25 protein-coding genes are annotated in these 26,385 nt (G+C 72.0%); 6 read left to right on the top strand and 19 right to left on the bottom strand.

Annotation, left to right across the window (positions count from 1 at the left end; genetic code table 11):
* Positions 1 to 10: 10 nt before the first annotated feature.
* The 16 genes from ASG53_RS02965 to ASG53_RS02890 all read right to left on the bottom strand — a co-directional run bounded on the left by ASG53_RS02965 (position 11) and on the right by ASG53_RS02890 (position 15,178).
* On the bottom strand, positions 11 to 1,552 hold the full coding sequence (locus ASG53_RS02965) for a flagellar hook-length control protein FliK (protein WP_056128277.1): 1,542 nt from the start codon (positions 1,550 to 1,552) through the stop codon (positions 11 to 13).
* Complete coding sequence (locus ASG53_RS02960; protein ID WP_056128274.1) at positions 1,549 to 2,319, bottom strand: C40 family peptidase; 771 nt, start codon at positions 2,317 to 2,319, stop codon at positions 1,549 to 1,551. The genes ASG53_RS02965 and ASG53_RS02960 overlap by 4 nt, the downstream gene beginning before the upstream one ends.
* On the bottom strand, positions 2,316 to 2,777 hold the full coding sequence (locus ASG53_RS02955) for a flagellar export protein FliJ (protein WP_056128272.1): 462 nt from the start codon (positions 2,775 to 2,777) through the stop codon (positions 2,316 to 2,318). Before ASG53_RS02955 ends, ASG53_RS02960 begins: the two co-directional genes overlap by 4 nt.
* On the bottom strand, positions 2,774 to 4,168 hold the full coding sequence (locus ASG53_RS02950) for a FliI/YscN family ATPase (RefSeq protein WP_082543738.1): 1,395 nt from the start codon (positions 4,166 to 4,168) through the stop codon (positions 2,774 to 2,776). The genes ASG53_RS02955 and ASG53_RS02950 overlap by 4 nt, the downstream gene beginning before the upstream one ends.
* Positions 4,165 to 4,824, bottom strand: a complete 660-nt coding sequence (locus tag ASG53_RS02945; protein ID WP_056128269.1) for a FliH/SctL family protein — start codon at positions 4,822 to 4,824, stop codon at positions 4,165 to 4,167. Before ASG53_RS02945 ends, ASG53_RS02950 begins: the two co-directional genes overlap by 4 nt.
* Positions 4,814 to 5,827 carry a flagellar motor switch protein FliG gene (gene fliG, locus ASG53_RS02940; protein WP_056128266.1) on the bottom strand — a complete coding sequence of 338 codons (1,014 nt, stop codon included), beginning with the start codon at positions 5,825 to 5,827 and terminating at the stop codon, positions 4,814 to 4,816. The genes ASG53_RS02945 and fliG overlap by 11 nt, the downstream gene beginning before the upstream one ends.
* Positions 5,824 to 7,422: a flagellar basal-body MS-ring/collar protein FliF gene (fliF, locus tag ASG53_RS02935; protein WP_056128263.1), complete on the bottom strand. Its 1,599-nt coding sequence runs from the start codon at positions 7,420 to 7,422 to the stop codon at positions 5,824 to 5,826. Before fliF ends, fliG begins: the two co-directional genes overlap by 4 nt.
* Positions 7,422 to 7,763 carry a flagellar hook-basal body complex protein FliE gene (gene fliE, locus ASG53_RS02930; RefSeq protein ID WP_056128260.1) on the bottom strand — a complete coding sequence of 114 codons (342 nt, stop codon included), beginning with the start codon at positions 7,761 to 7,763 and terminating at the stop codon, positions 7,422 to 7,424. The genes fliF and fliE overlap by 1 nt, the downstream gene beginning before the upstream one ends.
* On the bottom strand, positions 7,763 to 8,167 hold the full coding sequence (flgC, locus tag ASG53_RS02925) for a flagellar basal body rod protein FlgC (protein WP_056128256.1): 405 nt from the start codon (positions 8,165 to 8,167) through the stop codon (positions 7,763 to 7,765). The genes fliE and flgC overlap by 1 nt, the downstream gene beginning before the upstream one ends.
* Complete coding sequence (gene flgB, locus ASG53_RS02920) at positions 8,167 to 8,508, bottom strand: flagellar basal body rod protein FlgB (RefSeq protein ID WP_056128252.1); 342 nt, start codon at positions 8,506 to 8,508, stop codon at positions 8,167 to 8,169. Before flgB ends, flgC begins: the two co-directional genes overlap by 1 nt.
* 137 nt (positions 8,509 to 8,645) lie before the next feature.
* Positions 8,646 to 9,062 carry a hypothetical protein gene (locus tag ASG53_RS02915; RefSeq protein WP_056128249.1) on the bottom strand — a complete coding sequence of 139 codons (417 nt, stop codon included), beginning with the start codon at positions 9,060 to 9,062 and terminating at the stop codon, positions 8,646 to 8,648.
* Positions 9,052 to 9,513, bottom strand: a complete 462-nt coding sequence (fliS, locus tag ASG53_RS02910; RefSeq protein WP_056128247.1) for a flagellar export chaperone FliS — start codon at positions 9,511 to 9,513, stop codon at positions 9,052 to 9,054. Before fliS ends, ASG53_RS02915 begins: the two co-directional genes overlap by 11 nt.
* Before the next feature lie 111 nt (positions 9,514 to 9,624).
* Positions 9,625 to 11,007: a flagellar filament capping protein FliD gene (gene fliD / locus ASG53_RS02905; protein WP_056128242.1), complete on the bottom strand. Its 1,383-nt coding sequence runs from the start codon at positions 11,005 to 11,007 to the stop codon at positions 9,625 to 9,627.
* Between the two features lie 167 nt (positions 11,008 to 11,174).
* A complete protein-coding gene (locus tag ASG53_RS02900) occupies positions 11,175 to 12,347 on the bottom strand; it encodes a flagellin N-terminal helical domain-containing protein (RefSeq protein WP_056128240.1) in 1,173 nt (390 codons plus the stop codon).
* Positions 12,348 to 12,467: 120 nt separating this feature from the next.
* A complete protein-coding gene (locus ASG53_RS02895; protein WP_162246126.1) occupies positions 12,468 to 14,135 on the bottom strand; it encodes a glycosyltransferase family 2 protein in 1,668 nt (555 codons plus the stop codon).
* Positions 14,136 to 14,266: 131 nt separating this feature from the next.
* Positions 14,267 to 15,178 carry a sigma-70 family RNA polymerase sigma factor gene (locus ASG53_RS02890; protein ID WP_228087612.1) on the bottom strand — a complete coding sequence of 304 codons (912 nt, stop codon included), beginning with the start codon at positions 15,176 to 15,178 and terminating at the stop codon, positions 14,267 to 14,269.
* Between the two features lie 401 nt (positions 15,179 to 15,579).
* On the opposite strand from ASG53_RS02890, the gene flgN reads away from it, so the two are divergent.
* Genes flgN through ASG53_RS02865 form a run of 5 tightly spaced genes read left to right on the top strand, consistent with a single transcriptional unit; the run spans position 15,580 to position 20,099 of the window.
* Positions 15,580 to 16,062 carry a flagellar export chaperone FlgN gene (gene flgN, locus ASG53_RS02885; protein WP_056128232.1) on the top strand — a complete coding sequence of 161 codons (483 nt, stop codon included), beginning with the start codon at positions 15,580 to 15,582 and terminating at the stop codon, positions 16,060 to 16,062.
* Between the two features lie 6 nt (positions 16,063 to 16,068).
* Positions 16,069 to 17,496, top strand: a complete 1,428-nt coding sequence (flgK, locus tag ASG53_RS02880) for a flagellar hook-associated protein FlgK (RefSeq protein ID WP_056128229.1) — start codon at positions 16,069 to 16,071, stop codon at positions 17,494 to 17,496.
* Positions 17,493 to 18,404, top strand: coding sequence for a flagellar hook-associated protein FlgL (gene flgL / locus ASG53_RS02875; protein WP_056128226.1), 912 nt, complete (start codon positions 17,493 to 17,495; stop codon positions 18,402 to 18,404). The genes flgK and flgL overlap by 4 nt, the downstream gene beginning before the upstream one ends.
* Positions 18,401 to 18,787 carry a flagellar assembly protein FliW gene (locus ASG53_RS02870; protein WP_056128225.1) on the top strand — a complete coding sequence of 129 codons (387 nt, stop codon included), beginning with the start codon at positions 18,401 to 18,403 and terminating at the stop codon, positions 18,785 to 18,787. The genes flgL and ASG53_RS02870 overlap by 4 nt, the downstream gene beginning before the upstream one ends.
* Before the next feature lie 55 nt (positions 18,788 to 18,842).
* Positions 18,843 to 20,099, top strand: a complete 1,257-nt coding sequence (locus ASG53_RS02865; RefSeq protein WP_056128221.1) for an EAL and HDOD domain-containing protein — start codon at positions 18,843 to 18,845, stop codon at positions 20,097 to 20,099.
* 116 nt (positions 20,100 to 20,215) lie between these two features.
* Here ASG53_RS02865 and ASG53_RS02860 read toward each other — a convergent pair whose 3' ends face one another.
* The 3 genes from ASG53_RS02860 to ASG53_RS02850 are packed head-to-tail and all read right to left on the bottom strand — an operon-like array spanning position 20,216 to position 25,137.
* Entirely contained in the window at positions 20,216 to 23,557 is a 3,342-nt protein-coding gene (locus ASG53_RS02860) for a sacsin N-terminal ATP-binding-like domain-containing protein (RefSeq protein WP_156382643.1), read from the bottom strand.
* Between the two features lie 20 nt (positions 23,558 to 23,577).
* Complete coding sequence (locus ASG53_RS02855; protein ID WP_327286232.1) at positions 23,578 to 24,747, bottom strand: DUF3027 domain-containing protein; 1,170 nt, start codon at positions 24,745 to 24,747, stop codon at positions 23,578 to 23,580.
* Between the two features lie 6 nt (positions 24,748 to 24,753).
* The gene (locus tag ASG53_RS02850; protein WP_056128215.1) at positions 24,754 to 25,137 is read right to left on the bottom strand and encodes a cold-shock protein; all 384 of its coding nucleotides are present in this window, start codon (positions 25,135 to 25,137) and stop codon (positions 24,754 to 24,756) included.
* A gap of 222 nt (positions 25,138 to 25,359) precedes the next feature.
* On the opposite strand from ASG53_RS02850, the gene ASG53_RS02845 reads away from it, so the two are divergent.
* Complete coding sequence (locus ASG53_RS02845) at positions 25,360 to 26,127, top strand: SDR family NAD(P)-dependent oxidoreductase (RefSeq protein WP_056128211.1); 768 nt, start codon at positions 25,360 to 25,362, stop codon at positions 26,125 to 26,127.
* Positions 26,128 to 26,385: the final 258 nt, after the last annotated feature.

Genomic DNA, 26,385 nt, shown 5'->3' with positions numbered 1-26,385 from the left:
GGCGTTCTCCTCAGGTCAGGACGTCGACGCCGAGGGCGCCAGTGGTCGGGGTCGTGGGTCGGGTGGTCTCGGGGAGCGGGGCCGCCGCGAGGGTGGCTGTGCGCTCGGCGCGGGTGCCGGCGCTGCCGTTCCCGCCGCGGGTGCCCTGCTGGCCTGCGCCCCAGTCGCCGGCGAGGCCGCCCTGCGACCTGTCGGAGTCACCGGCGAGGGTGAGCGAGGCGTTCATGCCTGTGCCCGCGAGGTCGCGGCGCAGGTCGGTGAGCAGCGCGCGCAGGCCCTCACGGCCCGCGTCGGTCGCACCGAGGAGCTCGATGCGCACGCCCGCCGCGCCGATGTGCGCCTTCACCTGGACGGGCCCGAGGCTGTCGGGCGTCACCTGCAGGGTGAGGGTGTGCTCGCCGGGGGCCGCGTGGCGCAGCGCGACGAGAGGTCCGCGGACCTGCTCGGCGAGGGACGGTGCCTGGGCGGCCACCGGGACCTGGGGTGCTGCGGCGACCCGCTCCCCCGGAGCGGTCGGCGTGAGCCCGGCGAGAGTCTGGGAGAACGTGCTCGTCGAGGAGGTCGTGCTCGCGGGTGCCGGGGCCGCGGCGGCGGCGCCACCGGCTGCGGTCTCGGCCGAGGCCGAGCCGGAGCCGCCCTGCGACAAGTCAGCGCCCTGGGCGGACGACGCGTCGGTCGCGGGCACCGGCACAGCACCGCGTGCTGCGGCCGTGTCTGCCCCAGCGGCAGCCGGAGACCCGGGACGAGCCGTCGTCGTGGTGTCTGCGGCGACCCCTCCCGCCGCGGCTCCAGCCTGGGCCGCGACCGGGGCGGACGACGCGACCTGCTGGTCGGCGGCCGGCGCGGTGGGCGCCTGCTGATCGGTGGCGGTGGCGGAGGCAGCGGCAGCAGCAGCCGCACCGGGTGCCGGTGCGGCCTGGACAGCCGGTGCCGGGACCTGGGCCGTCGCGTCGGTCTCGGCCCCGGTCGTCGCCGCCGGCGCAGCGGCCGACGCCTGCGGGTCGGCGACCACGACAGCCCCGGCCGCGGCGATCTGCTGGGCGAGGAGCGTGGCGGCGTCGACGGGCACGGCCGGGACCGTCACCGGGGCGACGGTCTCGCCCGTGGCACCGGTCGTCGGCGCAGCGTCGGTCGGGGCCGTCGCGCCTGTCGACGTCGCGTCGTCGCTGGGTGCCGTGGCGCCGGTCGTGCTGCCGGACGCGGACGTCCCCTCGGACGGCCCCGTCGACCGGGTCGTCCCGGCCCCAGGCGTCCGGGGCTTCGGCATGCCGAGGTCGTGGCCCGGGCGCTCGCGCTGGAGCGTCGAGGGTCCACGGTCCGTCGAGAGCTCGCTGCGGCGCGGCTGCACGGCCTCGAGCCTGCGGGGCTGCACGGGCTCAGGGCGCTCGACGGGGCGTTGGGCCGGGCGCCGCTGGTCAGCGGCCCTGTCGGTCTGCGAGCGGCTGAGCGCAGCCGCGAAGGCGTCGCCGCTGGACGACGACGCGCTGCGCGGCGCTGAGGCCGGCTGGGCTCCGTGGACGCCGAGCGTCGAGAGGGTGGTCGGGGCGGTCATGCGGCATCTCCCAGGAGTGCGGTCATGGACGAGCGGTCGGCGGCGCTGCTGGCGAGCAGCTGCTCGACCTGGGCCGCGGTCGAGAGGGCGGGTGCTGCGGCCGCTGCGGTGGCCGCGGCCTCGGAGGCTGTCGGCAGGACGCGGCGGATGGCCGTCGGCGTCTCGTAGACGTCGCGCTCGCGCACCCTGTCCCCGGGCTTGGGCGCGTCGATCATGCGTCCTTCGCCGAGGTAGATGCCGATGTGCGAGCCGCCGTCGAAGACGAGCAGGTCGCCCGGCTCCGCCTGGTCGAGGGAGGCCACGGGGGTCCCCTGCGTCATCTGCTCGCGGGCAACGCGCGGCATGTCGACGCCGAGGGCCGAGAGCGAGAGCTTGACCAGACCAGAGCAGTCGAGACCCTGCGGGGTCGCGCCGCCCCACACGTAGGGGACGCCCACGTACTTGCGGGCCTCGGCGACGAGGTCGGCGCCCGTCGGTCCGGTCGCCGACGCGGGTGCCGGGGCGACCGCGGCCGCACCCGAGAGCGCGGCGAGCTGGGTCGCGAAGTCCTGCGAGGTCCCGGTCGACGCCGAGGCACCGGTGAGGGCCTGGACGGCGGACGTCGTGCTCGTCGTCGCGAGGGAGGCACCGGCCGCAGACGTCGCGGTCGAGGCCGACCCCGAGCCGAGCACCGCGACGCCCATCGCCTGCTGGGCGGTCGGCTGGGTCAGGCTGCGGATGCTCGACTGGATCTGGCTGATCCGGCCCATCGCCTCGACGGCGCTCATGACTCTCCTCGGGTTCCGTCGGTCGTGGGGGCTGTGGGTGACTCAGGGCCCTTCGTGCGGGACCCGATCTCGTCGAGCACGATCTGCTCCTGGCGGAGGTCTTCGACAGCCTCGCGCTCGGCGTGCTTCTCGGAGAGCTTCTCGAGCGGCACGAGCTGGCGGCGAGTCTGGGTCCAGGCGTCCTCGCGGCGGGTCACCTCGATGCCGGCGAGCTCGGTCGCGGCACCGGCCTCGGAGGCGAGGCTGCGCAGCGCGGCGCGGGTGGCGACCGAGGACAACCAGGCACCGGCCTCTTCGACGGGGTCGAAGCCGTGGTCGGCGAGGGCCCCGTCGGCCCGGCTCTGACGCTGCGCGGCGGCGCGGCGCGCGGCGTGCGCGACGGCGAGGTCCGCGGCGGCCTGGTCTTCCTGCAGCTTGCGGAAGCGCAGCAGACCGGCGAGGCGGAAGGCGCGGCTCATGCGGCCACCCCCATGCCCTGCACGAGGCCGCGGAGCGCAGCCCAGGACTGCTCGGACGGCGCGGGCTCGTCCACGCCCTGCTGCAGGAATGCGTCGATCTGGCCCTGGTGGGCGAGGGCGGCGTCGACGAGAGGGTTGCTGCCTTGCACGTAGGCGCCGACGTCGACGAGGTCCTGGACCGCACGCCGGGCCGACATCACCTTGCGCAGGGCCGTCGCGTCGGCGCGCTGCTGCGGGCTGGTGACACGGGTCGCCACGCGCGAGATCGAGCCGAGGGCGTCGATGCTCGGGAAGTGCCCGGCGACGGCGAGGCGCCTGTCGAGCACGACGTGGCCGTCGAGGATCGAGCGGGCCGCGTCGGCGATCGGCTCGTTGTGGTCGTCGCCGTCGACCAGGACCGTGTAGATGCCCGTGACAGAGCCGCGCGCGGAGGTGCCGGCACGCTCGAGGAGCTCGGCGAGGACCGAGAAGGTCGAGGGCGGGTAGCCGCGGGTCGCGGGGGGCTCGCCGACCGACAGACCGATCTCGCGCTGGGCCATCGCCACACGGGTGAGCGAGTCCATCATGAGCACGACGTCCTGGCCGGCCTCGCGGAAGGACTCGGCGATCCGGGTCGCGACGAAGGCTGCGCGCAGGCGGACGAGTGCGGGCTCGTCGGAGGTGGCGACCACGACGACAGACCGGGCCAGGCCCTCGGGCCCGAGGTCGTCCTCGAGGAACTCGCGGACCTCACGGCCACGCTCGCCGACGAGGGCGATCACGCTGATCGCCGCGTCGGTGCCGCGGGCCACCATCGAGAGGAGCGTCGACTTGCCGACACCCGAGCCTGCGAACAGGCCCATGCGCTGGCCGCGGCCCACGGTGGTGAGGGTGTCCAGGGTGCGCACGCCGAGGGTGAGCGGCTGCGCGACGCGCTGACGCTCGAGGGGGTGCGGCGCCTTGCCGTCGAGCGGCACGGAGGACGTCCCGACGAGCGGGCCCTTGCCGTCGAGCGGACGACCGAGCCCGTCCACGACGCGGCCCAGCAGACCGGCGCCGACGGGGACCTGGAGCGCGCCACCTGTCGTGCGGGCCTGGAGCCCGGGGCGGATGCCGCGCATCGCGCCGAGGGGCATGCAGCGGGCCGTCGACCCGGTGACGGCCACGACCTCGGCGAGCATCGAGGCTGACTCGGGCGAGGAGCCGCGGCCCTTCTCGCCGAGGGTGAGGACGTCACCGAGGGCGCAGTCGAGACCGACCACGTCGAGGGACAGACCGACGGCCGCGCTGACCTGGCCGACCCGCTCGGGCCGCGCCGCGCCCAGCACGCCGGACCAGGCGGCCGCGGCCGACGGGGTCGGGTGCGGGGCCGTCGTCGCGGACCGCTCGGCGGTCGCCAGGTCGGCGGTCATCGGGGCTCGTCCGAGGGGACGAGCTCGACGCTCGTGCGCAGCGCCTCGACGGCGCGGGTGAAGGCCACCTCGATGCGGGCGTCGAAGAACCCGCCCTCGAAGGTGCTCACGGCGTCGCCGCGAGACAGCGAGGGGTCGGCCACGAGGACCACGCCGTCGAGGGACGGCAGGTCCTGCGTGCCGCGGGCGCTCTCGGCAGCCCTGACGGCGGCGAGGTCGGCGGGGTGCAGACGGACCGTCTGCACCTGGACGTCGTGCGGGACGTCGAGGGCGCGCGCGAGCGCCGCACGGGCCGACTGCTCGGTGTCGGCGAGCTCGGTCGCCAGGACAGCGCGGGCCAGCTCGACGGCACCCGTGTAGAGGAGACCGCGAGCGTCGTCGAGGACCGGGATCACCCGCGCCGCAGCACCCTGCGCGGCACGGTTGAGCACGGCGACGGCTGCGGCGTGCTCGGCGGTGCGGGCGGCCTCGGCCGCGCGCGCCTCGGCGACCAGGCGCTGGTGCAGCGTCTCGGTCGCCGCGGCTGCGGCCCGGCTGCCGGCGGCGAAGCCGGCTGCGTAGCCGGCCACGCGGGCCCGCTCCTGGGTGTCGCGGACACGGTGGTCCTCGACGACTGTGAGCCTGGCGGAGCCGAAGGTGGGGGCGTCAGGACACATACTCGTCCTCGCCCTCGCGGCGGATGACGATCTGGCCGCTCTCCTCGAGGCGTCGGATGACCTGGACGATCTCCGCCCGTGCCTCCTCGACCTGCGACATGCGGACGGCACCGAGCAGCTCGATCTCCTCGAGCAGGTTCTCGCTCGCACGCTCGGACAGGTTGCGGAGCACGGCGTCGCGCTCCCCCGGGCCAGCACCCTTGAGGGCGAGGGCCAGGTTCGCAGACTCCACGCCGCGCAGCACGAGCTGGAGCGCGCGGTCTTCGAGCAGCACGATGTCGGCGAAGACGAACATGCGCGAGCGCACCTCTTCGGCGAGCTCGACGTCGCGGGTCTCGAGTCCTTCGAGGATGAGCTTCTCGGTGCCCGGGTCGGCGCGGTTGATGATCTCGACGAGAGGACCGACACCACCCACGGCCGAGGTCTCCCGCGGGGTGAGGACGGCCGAGGCCTTCTTGTGGAGGGAGTCGGCGACGACCATGACGACGTCGGGCGCGGCACGCTCCATGAGCGCGATGCGGTGCGCGACCTCGCCCTGGGTCTCGTTGGGCAGCCCGGCGAGGATCGCCGAGGCGTGCTCGGGACGCAGGTGCGCGAGCACGAGGGCCATCGTCTGCGGGTGCTCGCCGTTGAGGAGCGCGAGGACCTGGCGGGCGTCGGCCTGCTGGAGGAACTCGAAGGGCTGGCCGGCCATGCTCGTGGCGAGACGGTCGAGGAGCTCTTGCGCCTTGACGCCGCCCATCGAGGCCTCGAGGAGCTGCTGGGCGAACCCGAGGCCGCCGTTGCTGATGCTCGAGCCGCCTCCGAGGGTCACCGCGTGGAACTCGGCGATGACCTCGTCGGCCATGTCGCGGTCGACCCGCTCCATGCGCAGGATCTCGGCGGTGAGCTCTTCGATCGACTGCTCGTCGAGCTGGGCCATCACCTTGGCCGCACGGTCGCGGCCGATCTGCATGAGGACGAGGGCGGCCTTCTGGGTCCCGGTCAGGGTCGCGGTGCTCATACGGAGGACCTCTGGTCCATCCAGCCGCGGAGCAGCTCGGCGACCTGCTCAGGCTGCTCGTCGACGAGGAGGGCCACGTCGTTGCGCTTGCGCTCGATGCTGATCTGCTCGGCCGAGGGGAGCTCGGGGACCTCGGGCAGCTCGAGGAGCTGGGTGTCGAGGTCGGCGGGCTCGAGGGCCAGCGGCTCGTCCATGATCGGCAGGTCACCGAGGTCGAGGGACTCGCGCGGGTCGGCACGGTTGCGGTTGCGGCGGGCCAGGAAGATCGCGAGCAGGATCACCGCGAGCAGCGCGGCGCCGGCGATGATGAGGGTGCGCATCATCTGGCTTCGTGCGGCGGCCTCGTCGGCGGCCGCGGCGGCGTCGAGGGCGGCCTGGGCCGACTCGGCGCTCGAGGTGTCGAAGGGCATCTGCGAGACGGTCACGACGTCGCCGCGTGCCTCGTCGAAGCCGGAGGCGGAAGAGACCATCGCCTGCAGCTGGGCCATGTCGACCGCAGCGGCAGCGGCCGCGTCGACGGCCACGGAGACCGACTGACGACGGACCGTGCCGGGCGCCGTGACGGTGTGCTCGGTGAGCTTGTCGACGGCGTTGTTGGCCTCGTTGGTCTCGTTGGTGTAGCTGCCGTCGCCGGCGCCCTCGCCGACGGGGACCTGGATGTTGTCAGGTCCGAGCACGCCCGTCGCGGGGTTGCCGGTGCCTGTGTAGTTCTCCGTCGTGCTGCGCTCGGTGAGCGGGAGGACACCCTCGGCGCTCGAGAAGGACTCCTGGGTCCGCTCGGTCGCGTCGTAGTCGAGGTCGGCCGTGACCGTGACGACGGCCTTGCCCTGCCCGACGATCGGCTCGAGCATCGACTGGATCGACTGCGCGACCCGCTGCTCGTACTCGACGGTCTGCTTGTTGGCGCCGCCGGCGGCGAGGCCGGTCCCGACGGCGGAGAGCACCGTGCCCGAGGCGTCGATGACGGCGACGTCGGTCGCCTTCATGCCCTCGACGCTCGCCGAGACGAGGTTGACGATCGACTGCACCTGGTCGTCGGTCAGCGTGACGCCGGAGCGGGTCTTGACGAAGACCGACGCCGTCGGGTCGGTCGCCTCGTCGACGAAGACCGACTCGGCCGGCATCGCGAGCTTGACCGTCGCGAGCTCGACGCCCTCCATGGAGGAAACCGTCTTGCCCATCTCGCCCTCGAGGGCGCGCTTGTACGTGACGTCCTGCTGGAACTCCGAGGAGGTCATGCCCATGTCGTCGAGGAGCGAGTAGCCGCCGTCGGCCGAGGGGGACATCCCGCTCGCCGCGACCTTGAGGCGCATGTCGTAGACCGACTCGGTCGGGACCAGGACAGTCGAGCCGCCGTTGGTCAGCTGGTACTTGACGCCCTGGGTGGTGAGCTGGTCGACGATCGCGCTGGCGTCGGCCGGTGCGAGGTCGGTGTAGAGCGGGGAGAACTGGGGACGGTTGAACCACATGCTCAGGGCGACGACGCCGACGACGGCGACCGCGAGGCCGATGAGCGCGAGGGTGCGCTGGGCGACCGTGAACTCACGGATGGACGAGGTGACCCGGCCCAGCGCGGAGGTGATCTGCTGCGGCATCAGGCCTGCATCCTCATGATCTCGGAGAAGGCCTCGACGGCCTTGTTGCGGACGGCGGCGGTGAGCTCGAGGGTCACCTTCGCCTCGGTCGAGGCGATCGTGTAGTCGTGGATGTCGTCGAGGTCACCGGTGACGGCCTTGACCGCGAGGGCGTTCGAGGTGTCCTGGAGCGACTGCAGGTTCGAGACCGCGCCCGTGAGGACGTTCCCGAAGGCGTTCGAGGTCTCGGCGGTGCCCGAGGTGCTGGGCACCCCGATGACGTCGGGGCCCGACAGGTAGCCGGTCGGCGAGACGCCGCCGGCGCCAGAGAGGGAGATTCCCTCGATCGCAGGGATGCTCATCAGCCTCGTCCGATCTGCAGTGCTGCTTCGTAGGTGGCCTTCGCGCGGTCGACGACCGACGCGTTCGCCTGGTAGCCGCGCTGGGCCATGATCATCTGGGACATCTGCCCGGCCATGTCGACCTCGGGGTACTTGACGTAGCCCTCGCCGTCGGCGAGCGGGTGGTCGGGCTCGTAGACCATCCGGCCCTCGGCGCTGCCGAGCTCGATGCCGGCGACCTGGACGCCCTGGCCGTTCTCGGGGTAGCCGACCGCGCTCGCCACGACGTAGCGGGCCTGGAAGGCCGCCTCGTCGGAGGGGCGGACGGTGTTGATGTTGGCGAGGTTGTCGCTCACCGCGTCGAGCCACTTGCGGTTGACGGTCATGCCTGTGCTGGCGATGCCGATCGCTCCGAAGGTTGTCATCAGCTGGTCCTCATGGCTGTTCGGAGGGACGAGAAGGTGCCGTCCACCGCTTGGGTGGCCAGCTGGTAGCGCAGGTTGGTGTCGACGTTGAGCAACGTCTCCGCGTCGAGGTTGACGTTGTTGCCGTCAAGACGCGTGGGCTCGAGGGAGCGGGCCTCGGTGGGCTTGGCCGCACCGGTGCCGCGGCGTACCGCGGAGGCGAGCTCGCTCTCGAAGGAGACACGGCCCGCGAGGTAGTTCGGGGTGTTGATGTTCGCGACGTTGTTCGCGATCACCCGCTGGCGCAGGGCAAGGCCGTCCAGAGCGCTGTTGAGCGCGACGAAGGTCACTGAATCGAACACGACTATCCCCACGTGATGGTGACTGATCGGCCGATCCATGGCCTCCTGCGCGAGCCTTCCTGGCTCGTAAAGCACTATCGTCAGGTCCTCGCAACCCATGAGGGTTTTCTCACCCCCGGGTGAGAGGACCTGTTCTTTCACCCGACGGCGTCGAGGTACACCGCCGTCGTCGTGTCGTTCGTGCGCATGGAGCTGACCGCGCGCAGGTGCGCCCGAGCGGTGCTGGCGGCCTCTTCGAGCCGCTGCGTGAGCTCCAGCTGACGGTCGAGGATCGTCACGGCGCGGTCCGCGAGACCGGCCGGGATCGGTCCGAGCCCGGCTGGCGGCGTCCAGGAGAGGTCGGGCAGCACGTCCGAGTCGTCGATCAAGAACCCCGGGGCGACAAGAGCCTCTGCCTGGTCCATCGACCTGTCGAGCTCGTCGAGCGCGGCCTCCCACGCGGACCGCACGGGGGCCGGAGCCTCCGGCGGCGTGGAGACAGTCTCTGGTGCGGACACCAGCACAGGCACGAGAGCCTGCTCGGTCCGGTCGGCCGTGAGAGCCTCAGCCGACACCGAGCACTCCCCCGGTCTGCTGCGGTGCACCGACCGTGGCCAGCTCGCCGGTCCGGCGCGTCGCGCCGCCGAGCTCGGCGGCGGCCTCGTGCCAGGCGGCCCGGAGCGGCTCGACGACGGCCCGGCACTGCTGCGTGCGGTCGGCGTCGTGGGTGATGTTGGCCTGCACGAGCTCACCCATGAGGTGGGTGTACAGGGACTGCAGCGCCGGGCCGCCGGACCACGCCTCGACGTCGAGGGTGACCATCAGCTCGGCCAGGATGTCCTGCGCGTGCAGGAGCTGGACGTTCGCCTCGGCGGCGTCGCCCGCTCGCTGCGCCTTCTCGGCCCTGTCGAGGTCGAGGACCATGCGGTCGTACAGCATGGTCAGGAGGCGAGCAGGGGTGGCGCTGAGGACGGCATCGCTGAGGAACCGTGCGCGCTGTGCTTCGGAGCTCATCATGTTGCTCATGTGGTCCTCATCGGCAGCAGACCGGGCGGTGTGAGGGAAGCGGGAGACCGAAGATCGACTCCTCGTCGGGAGACCAGCCCGGGGCCGGACCGACAGAGCCGGCTGGGGGGGTCAGTTCCAGGTGGGCAGCGACGAGACCTGGCCGGCGAGCCAGCTCGACTGCGACTGGAGACCGCTGAGCGTCACCTCGAGCGAGGCGTAGGTCCGCTCGAGCCCGGACCTGCGGGTGGCCAGACGACGGTCCCAGTCGCTCACCTGCTCGGTGAGGTTCTTGGTGAACGACTCCTGGCTCTTGATCTTCTGCGTGAGGCTGCCGTCGATAGGGCTCGAGATCTTGGTCGCCGTCTCGGCCACCCGCTCGGCGAGCCCGGAGACGACCTTCTGGACCTTGGCCGGGTCGCTGGCGAGCGCTGCCGCGAACTTCTCGGGCTCGAAGGTGAAGGCACCGTCCTTGCCGAGGACGATCCCGACCTCCGAGGGCGAGATGCCGTCCACGGGGTAGGCGAGGGCCGAGGTGAGGGACTGCTGGATCCCGCGGGTCGCGCTGTCGCCCGAGAGCACACCTCCGGCGATGACCGTCCGGCCGTCGGCCGAGGTCGTCGTCGTGGTCGCGGTCCGCGAGGTGATCTCGGAGAGCACGACGCCCATCGAGCCGACGAGGTCGGAGGCGAGCTTGGTGAGGGCCGCGTCGTTGCGCGTGGTGGTCACGGTGACGGGTGCGGTCTCGAGGGCAGAGACCGTGAAGCTCACGCCGGTCAGCACGTCGCTGAAGGTGTTGCTCGCCGAGGTGACGGTCTGCCCGTCCCAGAGGCTGATGGCCGCGTCGGCCGAGGCCACCAGGGCTGCCGACCTCGAGACGACGAGGTCCGAGGCACCGGCTGCGAGGTCGTCCTTGGTGACGGTCCCGCGGTGGATGTCGAAGGCTGCGTCGTCTCCGGTCGCCTTGCCGGTGATCTGCAGGCGCGACTCGGTCGGGGAGACCTTGACGACGCTCGCCGTGATGCCGGTCCCTGCGGTGTTGAGCTTGGTGGCCAGCCCGGCCAGGTCTGTCACGCCGGCGAGGTCGACGGTGACCAGGGTCGGCTTGTCGGCGGGACCGGAGACGATCGTCAGCGAGTCGGGGACGCCGCCGGGGAAGTAGGAGTCGAGGTCGGTGACGTTGCCGCTCACCGAGGTCTGGGCCTTGGCCAGGCGGTCGACCGTGAAGCTCAGTGTCGAGGGCTGCGAGCCGGCGCTCGTGGTGACCTTGACGCTCGGCGCTGTCGAGACGGCCGACGTGGCCTGCCAGGACGCGGGCTTCGCGGCGGTCTTGGCGACGTCGGTCAGCGACGCGACGCGGGTGTTGAGGCCCTGCAGCGCGGTGATGAAGGTCTGCGTGGTCGAGACCTTCTGCTTGAGCATCGTCTGAGGCATCGCCTCGACCTGCATCAGCTGGTTGATGAGGTCGCTCGTCTTGAGACCGCTGATCATTCCGTCGATACCCAGGCTGACCATTCGACGCTCCTCGTTCGGTGTGGCGGTGCGGTGCCCGCCAGGCGGCGCGCGGGTTCGTCGCAGACCGACGGCGGTGAGGGACGGTGTCCCTCACCGCCGTCGGATCTGCGGTACTGCGGTGGTGCTGTGCTGCTGTCGTGCGGTGGTGCTCGGTCAGTCAGACCGGATCAACGCAGGAGCGAGAGGACGCCCTGGGGGATCTGGTTGGCCTGCGCGAGCATCGACGTGCCAGCCTGCGAGAGGATCTGGGCACGGGTGAAGCTGACCATCTCGGACGCCATGTCGGTGTCGCGGATGCGGCTCTCCGAGGCGGAGAGGTTCTCGACGGAGACGTTGATGTTCTTGACCGTGTGCTCGAAGCGGTTCTGCAGTGCACCGAGGTTGGCGCGAGCCGTCGAGACGGACGAGATCTTCTCGTCGATCTTCGTGATGGACGCCTGAGCAGCGGCGGCGGACGAGAAGTCCAGACCCTGCTGCGTGTTGGCGACCTGGTTGCCAGCGGCGAGGCCAGCACCCGGGGCGGTCACGTTGACGTCGCCGCCGTTGAGCGCCTTGACCGAGATCCCGGTGGCTGCACCGTTGACGTCCTTGATGACGTCGACGCTGAAGTTCGCGTTGAAGTTCTTGTCAGCGGACAGAGCGTCGGCGAGACCCTGGACCGAGGTCGGAGCAGTCGCGAGGGTGACCGCGATGTCCGAGGTGACGCCCGAGCCGTTGTCCACCGAGAAGGTGTACGCGGAGGCGGTGAGCGCAGCGGTCGAGACCGTGAACTCGGTGCCGCCGACGGCGAGCGAACCGGTGCTGAGGTCCGAGGCGATCGCCTTGATGTTGGCGCCCGACAGGTCGACCGTGATCTGGCTGTTGGCGTCGCCGTCAGCACCGACCTGGAACTGGAGCTTGCCCGAGCCGCCACCGGCGGTGCCGTCGAGGAGGTTCGTGCCGTTGAAGTTGGTGGACTTCGAGATGCGGTCGAGCTCCGACACGAGCTGGGTGGCCTCGGTGTCGATGTTCTTGCGAGCCTCGGCGTTGTTGGAGTCGTTACCAGCCTGGACGGCGAGGTCACGGACACGCTGGAGGATGGCGTGCGTCTCGGTGAGTGCACCTTCAGCGGTCTGCACGACGGAGATGCCGTCCTGAGCGTTACGAGCAGCGACCTTGAGGCCACCGACCTGCGAGCGCAGGCCCTCGGAGATCGCCAGACCGGCAGCGTCGTCAGCAGCGCGGTTGATGCGGAAGCCGGAGGAGAGCTTCTCCAGCGACTTGCTCAGGTCGTTCTGCGTGTTCGAGAGGTTGCGGTAGGAGTTGACTGCCGCGATGTTCTGGTTGATCGAGAGACCCATGATGTTCTTCTTCCGTGAGTGGGGCCGAGATGCGGCGCCCATCCGTGGGCTGCCACCCGTCCTATCGGTACCCCCCTGGGGGGCATGAGGATTTTCTCGAGAAGTTTTTTCTCGGGTCTCTCAGGCGAGCGAGACGAGGCCCGGGGCGACGATCTCGAGGTGCGAGGCGAGCTCCGCCTCGTGCTCCGGGGAGACGTCGGCGAGGGCCGCCTCGAGACCGGGTACGGCGCGCTCGTCGGAGTACACGTCGACGGCGATCGCCGCGGCGACAGCCCGCTGGCGGGGGTCCTGCGCCTCGTCCCGGCTCAGGGCGACGAGCGGGCAGCGCTCGGCGAGCCCGTGCGTGCGCAGCCGGACCGACCAGGCGACGGCCTCTTCGATGCTCAGCGCCGGCGCGAGCGCCGCACCGCACAGCAGGACGGAGACGTCCCCGGGTCGCGCAGCGTCCATCGCCTCGAGGAAGAGGCGCGCCGGCCGGCTCCCGTCGGAGACTGCCTGGAGCGCGAGGTCACCCCAGAGCGGGCCGTCGACCACCGCGAGCAGGTCGGTGAGCGGACGGTCGGCATCCCGGAACACCCCGACCAGCCGGGCAGGTGCCACCGACGGGAGTCCAGCAGCCGCAGCCCGGACGGCGACCTCGGCCGCGTCGGCGGCGCGGCCGGCGGACAGCAGCGCCCACACCTCGACGGGGGCGAGCTCGGTCTTGCGGAACGGGACCTGCTGGTCGTCGACGGCGTGGGCGGGGATGAGGTCGAGCGTCTCGAGGGTGCGCGCGGCGTCCTGGCGGAGTGCCAGCACGTAGGCCTTGCGGGCGAGCGGACGGGCGGGGAGCGTGTCGAGGGCGAGCCACGCGTCGAGCAGCTCGTCGACCACCTCGTCCTGGCCGAGGGCGAGGGCCAGCTCGACGAGCGCGGGGACGAGGGCGACCGCGGCGTCACGGGCCAGCAGCCCGCCGCCGAGCACGCGGCGTCCGAGCTCGAGACCTTCGGCAGTGTCACCGTGCAGGCCGAGAGACCTGGACAGGTTGGCCTCGAGGACCGCGACCTGCGTGGCCGGGAGGCCGTCCCGGCGGGCCGCGGCGACGTCGAGCCGGGCGAGGTCGAGGTTCCGGCGGGCCTTGCTGCGGTCGGCCATCCGCTCGGTGAGGTAGCCGCTGTGCGCGAGCCGCGCCGTCGGGACGGGGGTCGCCGCGCGCAGGTCGGCACCGGGGCGCGCGGCGACCATCTGCTCGTGCAGCCTGCCCGACCACGTGAAGGCACCGCGGAGGTAGAGCCGCACCGACGCCATGCTCTTGGTGACTGTCGCCTCTCCGACGCCGCCGCCCGCGACGTTGTCGACGAGGACGAGGTGGCAGCCGACGGCGGGGTCGAGGGCCGCGCGCACTGTCGCGGGGTCGCCCGAGAACACCTCGTCGGCGTCGACGGTGAGGACCCAGTCGCCTGTGGCGTGCTCGACCGCCCTGTTCCGGGCCGCCCCGAAGTCGTCGTCCCAGTACCCCTCGACGACGGTGCTCGCCCATGCCGAGGCGATCTCACGCGTGCGGTCTGTCGAGCCCGTGTCGTAGACGACGATCTCGTCGACCCAGCCGAGGGCGGCGAGGGAGGCCTCGAGCACGTCTTCTTCGTCCTTGACGATGAAGACTGCGGAGATCCGGCTCCCCGGGTGGCCCGTCGTGCTGTCGTGGCGAGCGGGCGAGGGGGACGCCGGCGCGGCTGGGGTGCGCGCCGCCCCGGAGGTGGACCGGAGCGGCGGCTGCGCTGGAGCGGTCTGGGTGTCGTCGTGCGGCATGGGTGCTCCCGAGATGGTCGTGTGCCATCCCATCGGCACCGACCCCGCAGGCATGAGCACGACCCGGGGTCCTGTGCCTGCCGAGACTCTGTCCCTGACGGAGCCCTGCGCCTGCTGCTCGGGCGAGCCGGTCAGCCGACGGCGACGAGCGGGAGGTGCGGGGCCGGGAACCCGGCCGCTCCCTGGGGCACGCGGGGCGTCTCGCCCGTGGCGGTGCCGACAGCGCTGACGCCGGCCGCGACGGCGGTCGAGGCGTGCAGGCTGGCGCGCTCGGCGATCGCCGCGAAGTAGCTCTCGCGGCGACGCTGTGCGACACCGTCGGGGGCAGCGGCGGCGGGGACCTGCGCGGGGTCGAGGTGCGTGTTGAGCCCGTCGCGCAGCAGCACCATGGCCTCGGCGCGGAGCTGGCTGACACGGGACTGGGTGACGCCCATGTCCTTGGCGATGTCCGTGACCGTGCGGTCGTGGAAGAACACCTGCTCGACGACTGTGCGCAGACGCTCGGGGAGCGTGGCGACAGCGGCGTGGAGGTAGGTGAGGCGCTCGTCGAGGATGACCGACTCCTCGGGTCCGACCTCACGGGCGGGGAGGACCTCGGCGAGTGCGCCGTCGTAGCCCTCGAGGCTGAGGACGCGGGTGGCGGCCGCCTCGCGGGCGGTGTCCACCTCGGAGACGTCGACGCCGAGCGCGAGGGCGATCTCGTCGCGGGTCGGCGCGCGGCCGAGGTCTGCGGTGAGCTCGTCGGCGACGGTGGTGAGCTTGCGGGCGCGCTGGCGGGCGCCGCGGCTGACCCAGTCCATCGAGCGGAGCTCGTCGACCATCGCGCCCTTGATGCGGATCGCGGCGTACCTGTTGAAGGGCACCCCGGTCGTCGCGTCGTAGGCTCGGGCGGCCTGGACCAGAGCGAGCGCTCCGGCGGACGCCAGGTCGTCTCGCGACACATGGCTGGGGACACGCATGAGCATCTCGCTCACGTGGTACCCGACCAGCGGGAGATTCTCGGTGACCAGACGTGCCTGGTCGGCGTCCATGGGGTGCGGCATGGCACAACCATGCGGTGCGCACTCAGGTTTCTTCAAGGCTTTGACAAACGTTTTCACCCAGTAACAACCACGTGACCTCCACAACAGCAATGGGGAGAACTACCCATGGGGGTCCCCACCGCCCCGCCTTGCGGGCTCGGCCGGGTCGTGGATCGGCCTCTGACCTGCACAGACGCAGTCTCATCCTCGCCAGGAGCCCATGGGTACCCCTAGGCTGAGAGGATGCCGGAGGGTGAAATGACTCACCCTGCTGCTCACGACGAAAACCTCATGGTGCGGTGCGAGCGTCCGATGTGACCTCCAGAGCCGGACCACACCCACGGTCTCGGCCGCCGATCGGGCGCCCGCCACCGGCCGGAGACACCCACCGTTCATCGGATCGACGAAGGAGTACGAGCGCGATGAGTCTGCAAGCGCTGAGCAGCGTCCTGTGGCGCGAGCGCCAGCTCCTCGAGCTGCTCCTGTTCAAGCTCGAGGAAGAGCAGCTGCTGCTCACCAGCGGCAAGACCCGCTGGCTCGGCCACGCCACCCGCGAGGTCGAGAACGTCCTCGAGCAGATCCGCGAGGTCGAGCTCGGCCGGTCGGTCGAGTCCGACGCCGTCGCACGTCTGCACGGGCTCGAGCCCGGCCGCAGCCTGCACGAGCTGGCCGAGGCCGTCCCCCCGCCGTGGGACGACCTGCTGCGCACGCACCGTCAGGCCTTCCTCGACATCACGCACCAGATCGAGTCCCTCGCCGCCGGGAACCGAGAGCTGCTCTCGGCGTCCCACAGGGCGACGCAGGAGGCTCTCGCGAACCTCACGCAGGACTCGCACACCTACGACGCGACCGGATCGACCGCGCACGGTGAGTCCACAGCCCGCATGCTCGACCAGGAATTCTGAGGAACCATGAGCACCTTCTCCGGACTGTCCACAGCCCTGTCCTCGCTCATCGCGCAGCGTCAGGCCATCGAGGTCAGCGGCCAGAACCTCGCCAACATCAACACCCCCGGCTACACGCGCCAGCGGCTCGAGATGCAGTCGGTCAGCGCCGGCCAGGGCGCGACGATGTTCTCCCAGGGCAACGGGATCGGCAACGGCGTCCAGGGCGTCACCGTCGCCCGCCTCGGCGACATCTTCATGGACGCCCGCGTGCGCACCACGTCGTCGTCTGCCGAGTACCTCGCGGCCCGGACCGACGCCTACAAGCGGCTCGAGTCGACGATCGCCGAGCCTGGTGCCAACGGCATCTCGGCCGACCTCGACAAGCTGTGGGCCAGCTGGAGCGACGTCGTCAACTCCCCCACGAGCGACGCCGTCGGTGCTGTGCTCCTCGAGAACTCCTCGGCCGTCCAGCGGTCGATCGCGACGGGGTACTCAGCCGTCGTCACGCAGTGGGACCAGACCCGCACCAAGGCGCAGTCGCTCGTCTCCGACGTGAACTCCGCAGCCTCGTCGGTCGCTCTCCTCAACGACCAGATCCAGCAGATCACCGTCTCGGGCGGCAACGCCAACGAGCTGATCGACCAGCGCAACGTGCTCACCACGGCGCTCGCCTCGCTCGCCGGTGCGACGGTCCGCCTCCAGCCCAACGGCACCGCAGACGTCAACATCGGCGGGAACCCGCTCGTCACCGGCAGCACGGCCAACAAGATCAAGCTCGTGGGCAGCCAGGAGATGGTCGGCGCCGCCGGCAACCAGGTCCGCGTCGAGTGGGACCGCGTCCCGGCCGGCACCCCCGCCCCGCTCGAGGGCGGCGAGCTCGCCGGCGTGCTGAGCGTGCTCGCCCCGGCCGACGGCGGTTCCGGTGGCCTCCTCGCCGAGTCCGCCGAGTCGTACAACGCCCTCGCCACGAAGCTCGCGACCTCGGTCAACGCGCTCCACTCCGCGGGCGCCGACCGCGCCGGCACCACAGGCGTCGACTTCTACTCGCTGCCGACCGACGGCTCCCCCGCCGCCCTCGGCCTGCGCGTCGCGATCACGTCACCCGACAAGATCGCCGTGCGCAACCCCGCCAACGGCGCCAACGACACCTCCGTCGCCGATGCGATCGGCCAGCTCGGCGCCTCGAAGGACGGCCCGGACAGCGTCTGGTCGACCTTCGTCGTCTCGACAGGGGTCAAGGCCAAGTCCGCGCTGCAGAGCGCGACTGTCGCCGAGGCCGCCCGGGTCACCGCAGAAGGCCTCCAGCTCGCGCAGACGAGCGTGGACCAGGACGAGGAGAGCGTCAACATGCTGTCCTTCCAGCGCGCCTACCAGGGCGCAGCCCGTGTCATGACAGCTGTCGACGAGATGCTCGACCAGCTCATCAACCGGACAGGAGTCGTCGGACGATGATCACCCGAGTCACCCACCAGTCCACGCAGCGTGCTGCGCTCACCAACCTCCAGGCCACCCAGAGCCAGCTCGCCCAGCTCCAGCAGCGCGCCTCGAGCGGCAAGATGGTCACCAAGGCCTCCGACGACCCCGCCAAGGCTGCCGACGCGATGGCGCTCCGCAAGGAGCAGCAGGCGGCTGCGCAGTACTCGCGCAACGTCCAGGACGGCGTCAGCTGGCTGACGTCGATCGACACGGCGATCAACACCTCGCTCTCCTACCTCAACCGCGCCCGCGACCTCGTCGTCCGAGGCGCGAACTCGGGTGCGACCAACGCGGAGGCCCGCGAGGCGCTCGCTGTCGAGATCGAAGGGCTCCGCGGGTCTCTCGCCGCCCAGGCCAACACCACGTACCTCGGACGCTCGGTGTTCGCCGGGACCTCCGACGGACCGGCCTACACTCAGGACACAGTCACCGGCGACTACACCTACAACGGGTCCCCCGGGATCGTCGAGCGCCGGACCGGTGCTGGCACGACGGTCCGCGTGGACGCGGACGGAGCAGCAGTGTTCGGCACCAGCAACGACCCCGACGCCCCTGACGCGTCGGTGTACGCACTCCTCACCGACATCGCTGCCAAGCTGCGCGCCGGCGAGGACGTCCAGTCCGACATCACGAAGATCGACGCACGCAGGGACAAGATGCTCAGCGAGATCACCGGGGTGGGCGCCAGGACGAACCAGCTCGAGAGCGCCAAGGAGCTGCTGGGCCACAAGGCCATGTCGCTCAAGGGCGACCTCTCGGCCGTCGAGGACATCGACCTCCCCGCCACCCTCATCGAGCTGCAGATGCAGGAGGTCGCCTACCAGGCGGCCCTCGGCGCCACAGCCCGCGTGCTCCAGCCGAGCCTCCTGGACTACCTCAAGTGATCTCCAGCATCCACTTCCTCGAGTCCCTCCCGGGCCTGTCGCCGGCCACGGACTTCGACCTCACGTCCCTCGACGACGCCGGGCTGCTGTTCAGCCTGCGCGGCGCGCAGGACTCCACCCGGCTCTTCGCGATCCAGCCTGGCCCGTACTTCTCGGAGTACGAGCCGACCTTCGGCTCCGAGGTGCTGTCTGCGCTCTCCCTCGACGGCGCCGACGACGACCGCCGCGCCGTGCTCGTCATCGTCACCCCGAGCCAGCCGGACACCCCCGCGACGGCCAACCTGCTCGCCCCGCTCGTCGTCAACACCGAGACGGGCGACGCCCTGCAGGTGATCCTCGAGGGTGCGTCCTGGCCAGTCCGGGCTCCCCTCGTCGCTGCCTGACCGCGACACCCGTCTTTCCCCGAGCGTCCCCTCGCAGCACAGACAGAGGAGTCCGATGGACCACCCCAGCCCGTCACCGGCGGCTGAGGCCGCACCCGTGAAGTTCGCCGTCCCGGCGTTCCCCGGGGAAGGCCTCTCCGACGTGACGCCGACCTTCGGCCGTCTGGCGATCGTCGACCGCCAGCGCCAGGTCCTCGCCTACGCGCTCCCGGTGCTCAGCGCCCTCGACGGTGACGTCGCCGACGCTGCGGCCGCCCAGCAGCTGCATCACGTCTACAGGACGGTCGACCTCGAGAAGTACGTGGCCGACAGGCCCGCGTTCATCTGGTCGACCCCCGCGATGCTCGCCGGTCAGGAGTCCGTCCCGCCGAGCCACGGCGGGGTCGGGCTGCTCGTGCACCCCTCGGCGACCCGACGCGCTGACGGCGCGGAGCAGATCATCGCGCTCTCCGAGCGGGGCACCCCGACGATCCTCGTCAAGTTCGCGGACGAGCCGGGCCAGCGCGCCCTGCTGCCCTTCGTCACGCACGTGATGGTCGACGTCTCCGACACCACGCTCCCCCACGCCGAGCTCGTGACCGTCGCGCACAACGCCGGCGTCACGGTGATCGCCGAGAACGTCCAGGGCACCCTCGGCCCGGCGAAGGCCTGGGGCCTCGGCGTCGACTACCTCATGGGCTCGATCTACCACCACGAGAAGCCCGCCGTCGTGCGCAGCCTCGACCCCGGTGAGATCCAGTGCCTCGAGGTCGTCAGGCTGCTCTCGGCACCCGACGTCGACACCACGCGCATCGCCGAGGTCCTCTCGAGCGACCCCGAGATGACAGTCCGGGTGCTGCACCTGGTCAACTCCGTCGCGATGGGTCTGCCCCAGCGTGTGGACTCGCTGCACAGGGCGATCATCATGCTCGGCCCGTCGCGGCTGACGACGCTGGTCATGGCCTCGCTCATCAGCTCGCGGATCCAGCAGATGGACGCGCTCTGGTTCCTGCTCGCCCGCGCCGCTGCGTGCCGTGAGCTCTCGGGCGACGACACCGGCTACACCGTCGGTCTGCTGTCGGCCTTCGCCGAGGAGACCGGGATCCCGGTCTCGGTGCTCGTCGAGAAGTCGCTCGTCTCGAGCGAGGTCGCCCGCGCCCTCGACTCCTACGAGGGTCACCTCGGCTCGACGCTCGCCGCCGTCGTCGCCCACGAGCACGGCGACACCGCAGCCGTCGAGGCCACCGCCTGGCGGCCCGAGCAGGTCGCGCACGCGTACCTGGTCGCCCTCCCCTGGGCCCTCGAGACCGTCCGCCACCTCAACCTCACCTGAGGCCAGACGCACCACCCGCGATGCGCCCCTTCAGGCGCCGACGGACCAGCACGCCCGACGGCGGCCGACCCACGGGTCGGCCGCCGTCTCGCATACCGGGCCGTGCCCGGCCGGGCTCAGGGCTCCCAGGAGCGGGCGAGGTCGACGTCTCGAGCGCGCGACGGGTCGGCGAGCAGGATCTCGACAAGGTGCCGATCCGTCCAGCAGCCGGCCGACTGGGCCAGTCCCTGCGCGGTCGTGGCGAGCGTCGTCCCGGTGCGCACGTGCACGGTCCCGTCGGCGGCCACCCACCAGTCGACGTCCTGGCCGTCGACCACCAGGTCCGCGTGCTCGAGCCACGCACCCGGCAGACCAGGGAGCAGCGCGAGCAGCGGGGCGGGGACCACGTGCTCTGCAGGGTCGTCGGAGGCCTGGACCGACGCTGTCGTCGCGTCAGCCACGGGGACGTCCAGCAGGTCGGCGACGGCCTCGGCGGTCTCGACGTCCCGGGCCGGGATGACCCAGCGCGCCTGCGACCACATCGGTCCGACCGCGACGAGGACCTCCTGCGCGTCGACCGTGCGGCACACCTCGCCGCGCACGGCGACGACGACGTCCGGGAGGTCGTCGAGCTCGAGGCCAGCAGCCGCAGCAGCGCCGAGCCCCGCCCACACGGCACGCGCGACCGGCAGGGCGACCGAGACCCCGTCCGCGACCTCCGGCCGGTCGAGCGCGGCGAAGAGTCCGTCCCACGTCACCGGGTCAGGGTGCGAGAGCAGCTGCGCGAGGTCTCCGACGGACACGACCCCGCCGAGCGCCGCGAGCAGCGCGGCGTCGAGACCGTCGAGAGCATCCAGACCGCCGGGACCGCCAGGACCGCCGGGACCGTCGAGACCGCCGCGACCGTCCGCGCTGCGCTGGTCTCCGGGTCCCCTCAGGCCGTCCAGGTCGGCTGGCACGCCAGGGAGCAGCGCCAGGAGGTCGGGGTCGCTCGCACCGTCCTCGTCCGGCACGACGAAGGGTGCATCGAGCACGTCTCGCAGGCACCAGGCCGCGTAGGACAGCGCCGACGGCCCAGACCCGCCGGAGCCACCCACCCGGGTGACGACTGCGCGGCGCACCTCGGGGTCTTGCCGGGCGAGCATGAGGACCTCTCCCCACGCGTCGTCGTGGACCACGTCGAGGTCGAGGAGCACGGGGACCTCGTCGAGGTGCGTCCCTGCCCCGAGCACTGCGCAGAGGTACGCGTCGTAGTCGGCCCAGCCAGGCACGTCGGGGGCACCCGAGCCGCCGGGCTCGAGACCGTCGTCTGCGTCGCCGGTGTCGAGCTCAACAGTGCGGACCGTGAGCGTGGAGCGCACCCCGCACACGAGGGCTGCCTGTCGGTCGAGCGCCTGCGTGTCGACCACGTCGAGGTCCAGGTGCGACGCCGCCCACGAACCGGGCCAGGCCAGGTCGCGCGCCGCGCTCCACACACCGCCGGCCCCAGGCAGCGGCAGGTCGCCCCACCACGCGGCGACGTCGGCAGGCTCGACGCCGTGCACAGCCGTGACCCCGGCGAGCAGAGCGAGCAGGCCCGGGAGCGGACCGAGGTCGTCGCCCGAGAGGTCCGAGCGGCTGCGGTCTCGAGCATCGTCCGGCGCGTCGACGTCGAGGTCGAGCAGCAGCTCGGAGGCGTCGCGCACGGCTGCCTCGACCGCCGCGAGGCTCAGGACCGACGGGTCGTCCGCGTCGGCGGCGCCGAGCCTGCGCAGCAGGGGGTGGACCGCATCGGGGTGCACGAGCCTGAGACCTGGGAGGGTCAGCAGACCGTCGACCTCGTCCGCACCCGGCAGCACCAGCCCGCGAGGTCCGCGGGCCGTCGTGCCGTCGGCCAGCGGCACGAAGATCCCGTCGAGGGCCTCGCGCACGGCTCGGTCCGTGTCGGCCGACGACGCGAGCGCGTCGTAGAGCGTGCGCCACTGAGCGGGGGTGAGGCCTGAGGGCAGCGCGTCGACCACGTCGACCACCGAGAGGACCGGCATGTCGAGGGCGCGAGCCGCCGCGCGCCGCCCAGGTACCACGTCGACAGCCCCGAGGCCCGTCGGTGCCAAGGCCTCGAGCAGCGCAGTGCTCGCCCCGGGCCCGAGGGCGACGACGTCGCGTGCCCGGCGGCCCCCGAACAGCGGAGCCTCCCGCAGCGCGGCCGTCACCGACTCACGGACGAGGGCGTCCAGCCGACCTGCCGGCAGGCCCGTCGGCACGAGGGAGAGCGGGTCGTCGACCTGGCCGGCGAGGTCGGCCAGGACGGGCCCTGTCTGCTCGGCGACAAAAGTCGCGAGCGCCCCGTCGGCCACGTGCCGACGTGACGGGTCGAGCGGGAAGGTCGCGACGAGCACCGCGGGGACCGTGAGCGGCTCCTCGGTAGGCGTCGGGGCCCTCACCACGCCAACGGCGCGAGGCCCGCCGAGGCCTGGTCGACCAGCGAGAGGCTCGGACGCACTGTCCTCGGCAGACGCAGTCCCGCCAGTCTCGCGCGGGAGGGCCCAGACGATGGTCCACGTGGAACGGTCACGCTCTTCGACAGGACGGTCGGCGACGAGGTGCGTGGGGACCGCCCCAGACTCCTCGGCCACCCACCACCGCGCCCTGACGTTCGTGAGCACCCTGTCGGCTACGCGCTCGTCCGTGGCAGCCCCGGCACGGCGCACGTGCTGGATCTCGACGGTCGCCAGCCCGGGCAGCGCGAGCAGCAGGGTGTCGTCGACCTGGGCCAGCTGGCGGCGCACCTCGTCGACGGCCGTCTCGTCGCGCAAGGTCAGCTCGACGACCGTCGCGTAGGCGTCCCGCGCGTCACCAGCACCAGCACCAGCACCAGCACCAGCACCAGCACCAGCGGACGGTAGCTGCCCGAGGGGGTCCTCGCCCTCCGCGAGGACAGGCGATCTCGCTCCGGCGGCGAAGGGCAGCCGCAGCGCCGGCAGTGACCCGCCGCGTGCAGCGACGGTCTCCGCGAGGTCGCCCGCGCCGTCTGGCCCCGTGGCCACGGCCGCGAGCGCGTCACGCGTCTGCGCGACGGAGAAGCGCACGCCTCCGGATGCCGCCCGCACGACGATGTCGTCGGCGACCGCGCGCACAGCGGCGAAGCCGACACCGAAGCGCCCGACTGTCGTCGACCCGCTGCCCGACTTGGACGAGGCCCGCATCGAGGCGAGGGAGACGACACCGGGCCCGTCGAGCGCCTCGCCGGTGTTGGCGGCCACGAGCGTCGCACCGCCCGCGTGCTCGACGAGACGCAGCAGGAGCGTCCCGGGAGCACCGGCCCGGACCGCTGCGTCGGCAGCGTTCTGCGCGAGCTCGACGACCACCCGGTCTCGGTAGTAGCCCGTCGCGTGGTCTTCTTCGGTGTTCGCGTCTTCCCTCAGCCGCGTGGGGTTGCGGGCCCACGCGTCGAGGACCGCCGACCGCAGAGCAGCCGTCCCGAAGGGATCGCTGCTCACGGCGTGGTCCTCACGCGGGTTCACGCGTCGGCGACCGACCCCTGGCTCGTGCTGTCCTGGCCCTCGTCGGTGCCGGTCGGACCGGTCACCGTCGAGTCGCCCTCGGACGTGTCGTCCTCTGACGTGCCACGGTCGGTCGACCCGGCCGCAGCCGTCTCGACCGGGGTTGTCTCGACCGGGGTCGTCTCCTGGACCGAGTCGTCGAGCGTCATCTCGGCCTGGCCCGTGCCGCCGTCGTGGCCGTCGGCTGGCTCAGCCTGAGACTCGGTCGTCACGACCGGCTCGGTCTGAGATGCGGCCTCCGCAGCCGGATCAGCCTGAGACTCGGTCTCCACAACCGGCTCAGTCTGAGACGCGGTCTCCGTGGCGCTCGCGTCGGCTGCAGCCGCAGGCTGCGCGCCGAGGTCGACGATCTCCACCGTCATCTCGTCGATCACGGGAGCGTCGTCCGGCCAGTCGGTCGGGTGCGGCTCGACGTCGGTCTCGGAGTGCGCACCGCAGCCGTGGTCGAGGGAGACCACGCGGCCGTCGTCCTCGGACCACTCGTTGGCGCAGACGCCGAACACCTGGCCGAGAGACCCCTGCAGCAGCACCAGAAAGCCGCAGGACCCGCAGTCCGACGCGGCCTGGACCGAGCCCGGCGTGGTCGGCCCGCGAGAACCTGCGTACCAGCGCTGCGCGGCCTCGTCGCGGCCCTCGGGCGAGAGCACCCGGGCGCGTGCGAGGGCGAGCTCTTCGATCGCGACGCGGTCTTCTTCCTCGTCGCCGGACGGCGTGTAGCCGGGCACCAGGCGCGGGTCGTCGGCGCGGAAGGGCAGCACGTCGCCCGGGCCGATGTCGCCCGGGCGCAGACGCTCGGACCACGGGAGCCACTCGGGGGCGAGGATCGCCTCGGCACCGGGCAGCAGCTCGACCTCGCAGACCGTGACGGTCTTCGAGCGGGGGGCACGGGCGACAGTGACGGTCCAGTGCCACCCGCGGTAGCCGCGCATCGTGCACGCGAAGGTGTGGGACGCCAGGCGGTCGGCGTCCATCGTGGCGGCGAGGTGCTCGCCGACGTCGCCGGGGTGCTCGGCGGCCTCGCGCGCGGCTGAGAGCGCGACGTCGACAGCGTCGACGAGCACCGCGTCGACCTTGGGGCGAGCGGCGCGGGGCCGCTTCGCCGGGGTGGGCAGTGTTGCAGCTGGCATGTGTTCCTAAGCCTCGATGTCGTCGGCGACGGCGCGCAGCACCGTGGCGACCTTCGTCGCCGTCGACTTCTCTGGGTATCGTCCGCGACGCAGGGAGCTGCCGACGGTGTCGAGCAGCGTGATGAGGTCTTCCACGATGACGGCCATGTCGTGGGCGGGCTTGCGCTGCGCCTTCGCGACAGAGGGGACAGGGTCGAGGAACTTCACCGAGAGCGCCTGCGGGCCCTTGCGGCCGTCGGCCACGCCGAACTCGACCTTGGCACCGGGCTTCGGGGCGGTGACTCCCTCGGGGAGTGCGGAGGCGTGCAGGAAGACCTGCTCGCCGTCGTCGCTGGCGATGAAGCCGAAACCGCGTTCGGTGTCGAAGAACTTGACCTTGCCGGTGGGCACGTGAAACCTCGAGGTGCTCGTCGGGACATGACCTCACAGGATACCGGGCAGGCGCCCGACGGTGAGTCCCGATCATTATCCGCGCACAACCCCTCTCCTGCCTAACCGCCACGAGATCCCCCTGGTCTTCACCCGGTCGCGAACGCGCATCCGGTCACGTTCCCCGTCCCGCCCCGGCCCTCACACCCCCAGCCGTGGCTGCGCCTTGCCTACACTGACGCGATGTACCTCCAGCACCTGTTCGGCCTCGACGGACGCACGGCCCTCGTCACGGGCGGCAGCTCCGGGATCGGCCGGGCGATCACGCTCGCGCTGGCCGGCGCCGGCGCACACGTGCTGGTCGCCGCGCGCACAGCGTCCGCGATCGACGAGACCGTCGCGGCCGTGCGGGCCGCGGGCGGCTCGGCAGACGGCATCGTCGCCGACCTCTCGACCCGCGCCGGGGCGCACGCCCTCGCCGACGCGGCCACAGACGCCGCGCGGACGGTCGACGTGCTCGTCAGCTCCGCCGGCATCAACCTGCGTCCGCCGATGGCCGAGCTCGACGAGTCGGTCTGGGACGCGACGATGGCCGTCAACCTCGAGGCCCCGTTCCTCCTCGGTCAGCGCCTCGCCCCGGCGATGGCCGAGCGTGGTTACGGGCGGCTGATCCACATCAGCTCGCAGCAGGCGCACCGTGCCTTCGCGACGAGCGGCGCGTACGGGGTGTCCAAGGCGGCGGTCGAGGCCCTGGCCCGGTCGCAGGCCGAGGCCTGGTCACCCCACGGCGTCACCGCGAACGTCCTGGTCCCCGGATTTGTCCCGACCCCGCTCAACCGCCGGCTGAGCTCCGACCCGGCGACCGTCGCAGCGCTCGCCGCGCGGACCCTCGTGGGCCGCAACGGCCACCCGGACGACTTCGCCGGGGCGGCCGTCTTCCTCGCCAGCCCGGCGTCGGCCTACGTGACCGGCCAGTCGATCGCCGTGGACGGCGGCTTCTCCGTCCACTGAGGTCCCACCCCTCACCGTACTGCTCCCTCTCTCCCCGCTCCACTCCTGCTCCTCCCCAGCCAGCCCTCGCCCCGCGGGAATCGGTCGAGATCGTGACTTCGGAGCGAGATCGACCTGTCGAGGGCACGATCTCACTCCAGAGTCACGATCTCGCCAGGCCTCCGTCGGAGGTGCGGCCGCCTGCGGGGCACAGTCTCCAGCATCTACGCGCTGCAGGGGCTGCGGACAGATCACGGGCGGCGGACGGTCCGTCCGCGT

Origin of the sequence: Sanguibacter sp. Leaf3, from assembly GCF_001425965.1 — a bacterium.
Lineage (GTDB): Bacteria > Actinomycetota > Actinomycetes > Actinomycetales > Cellulomonadaceae > Sanguibacter > Sanguibacter inulinus.
Note: the sequence above shows the minus strand (reverse complement) of the source record. Positions and strands in the feature narration are given on the sequence as shown.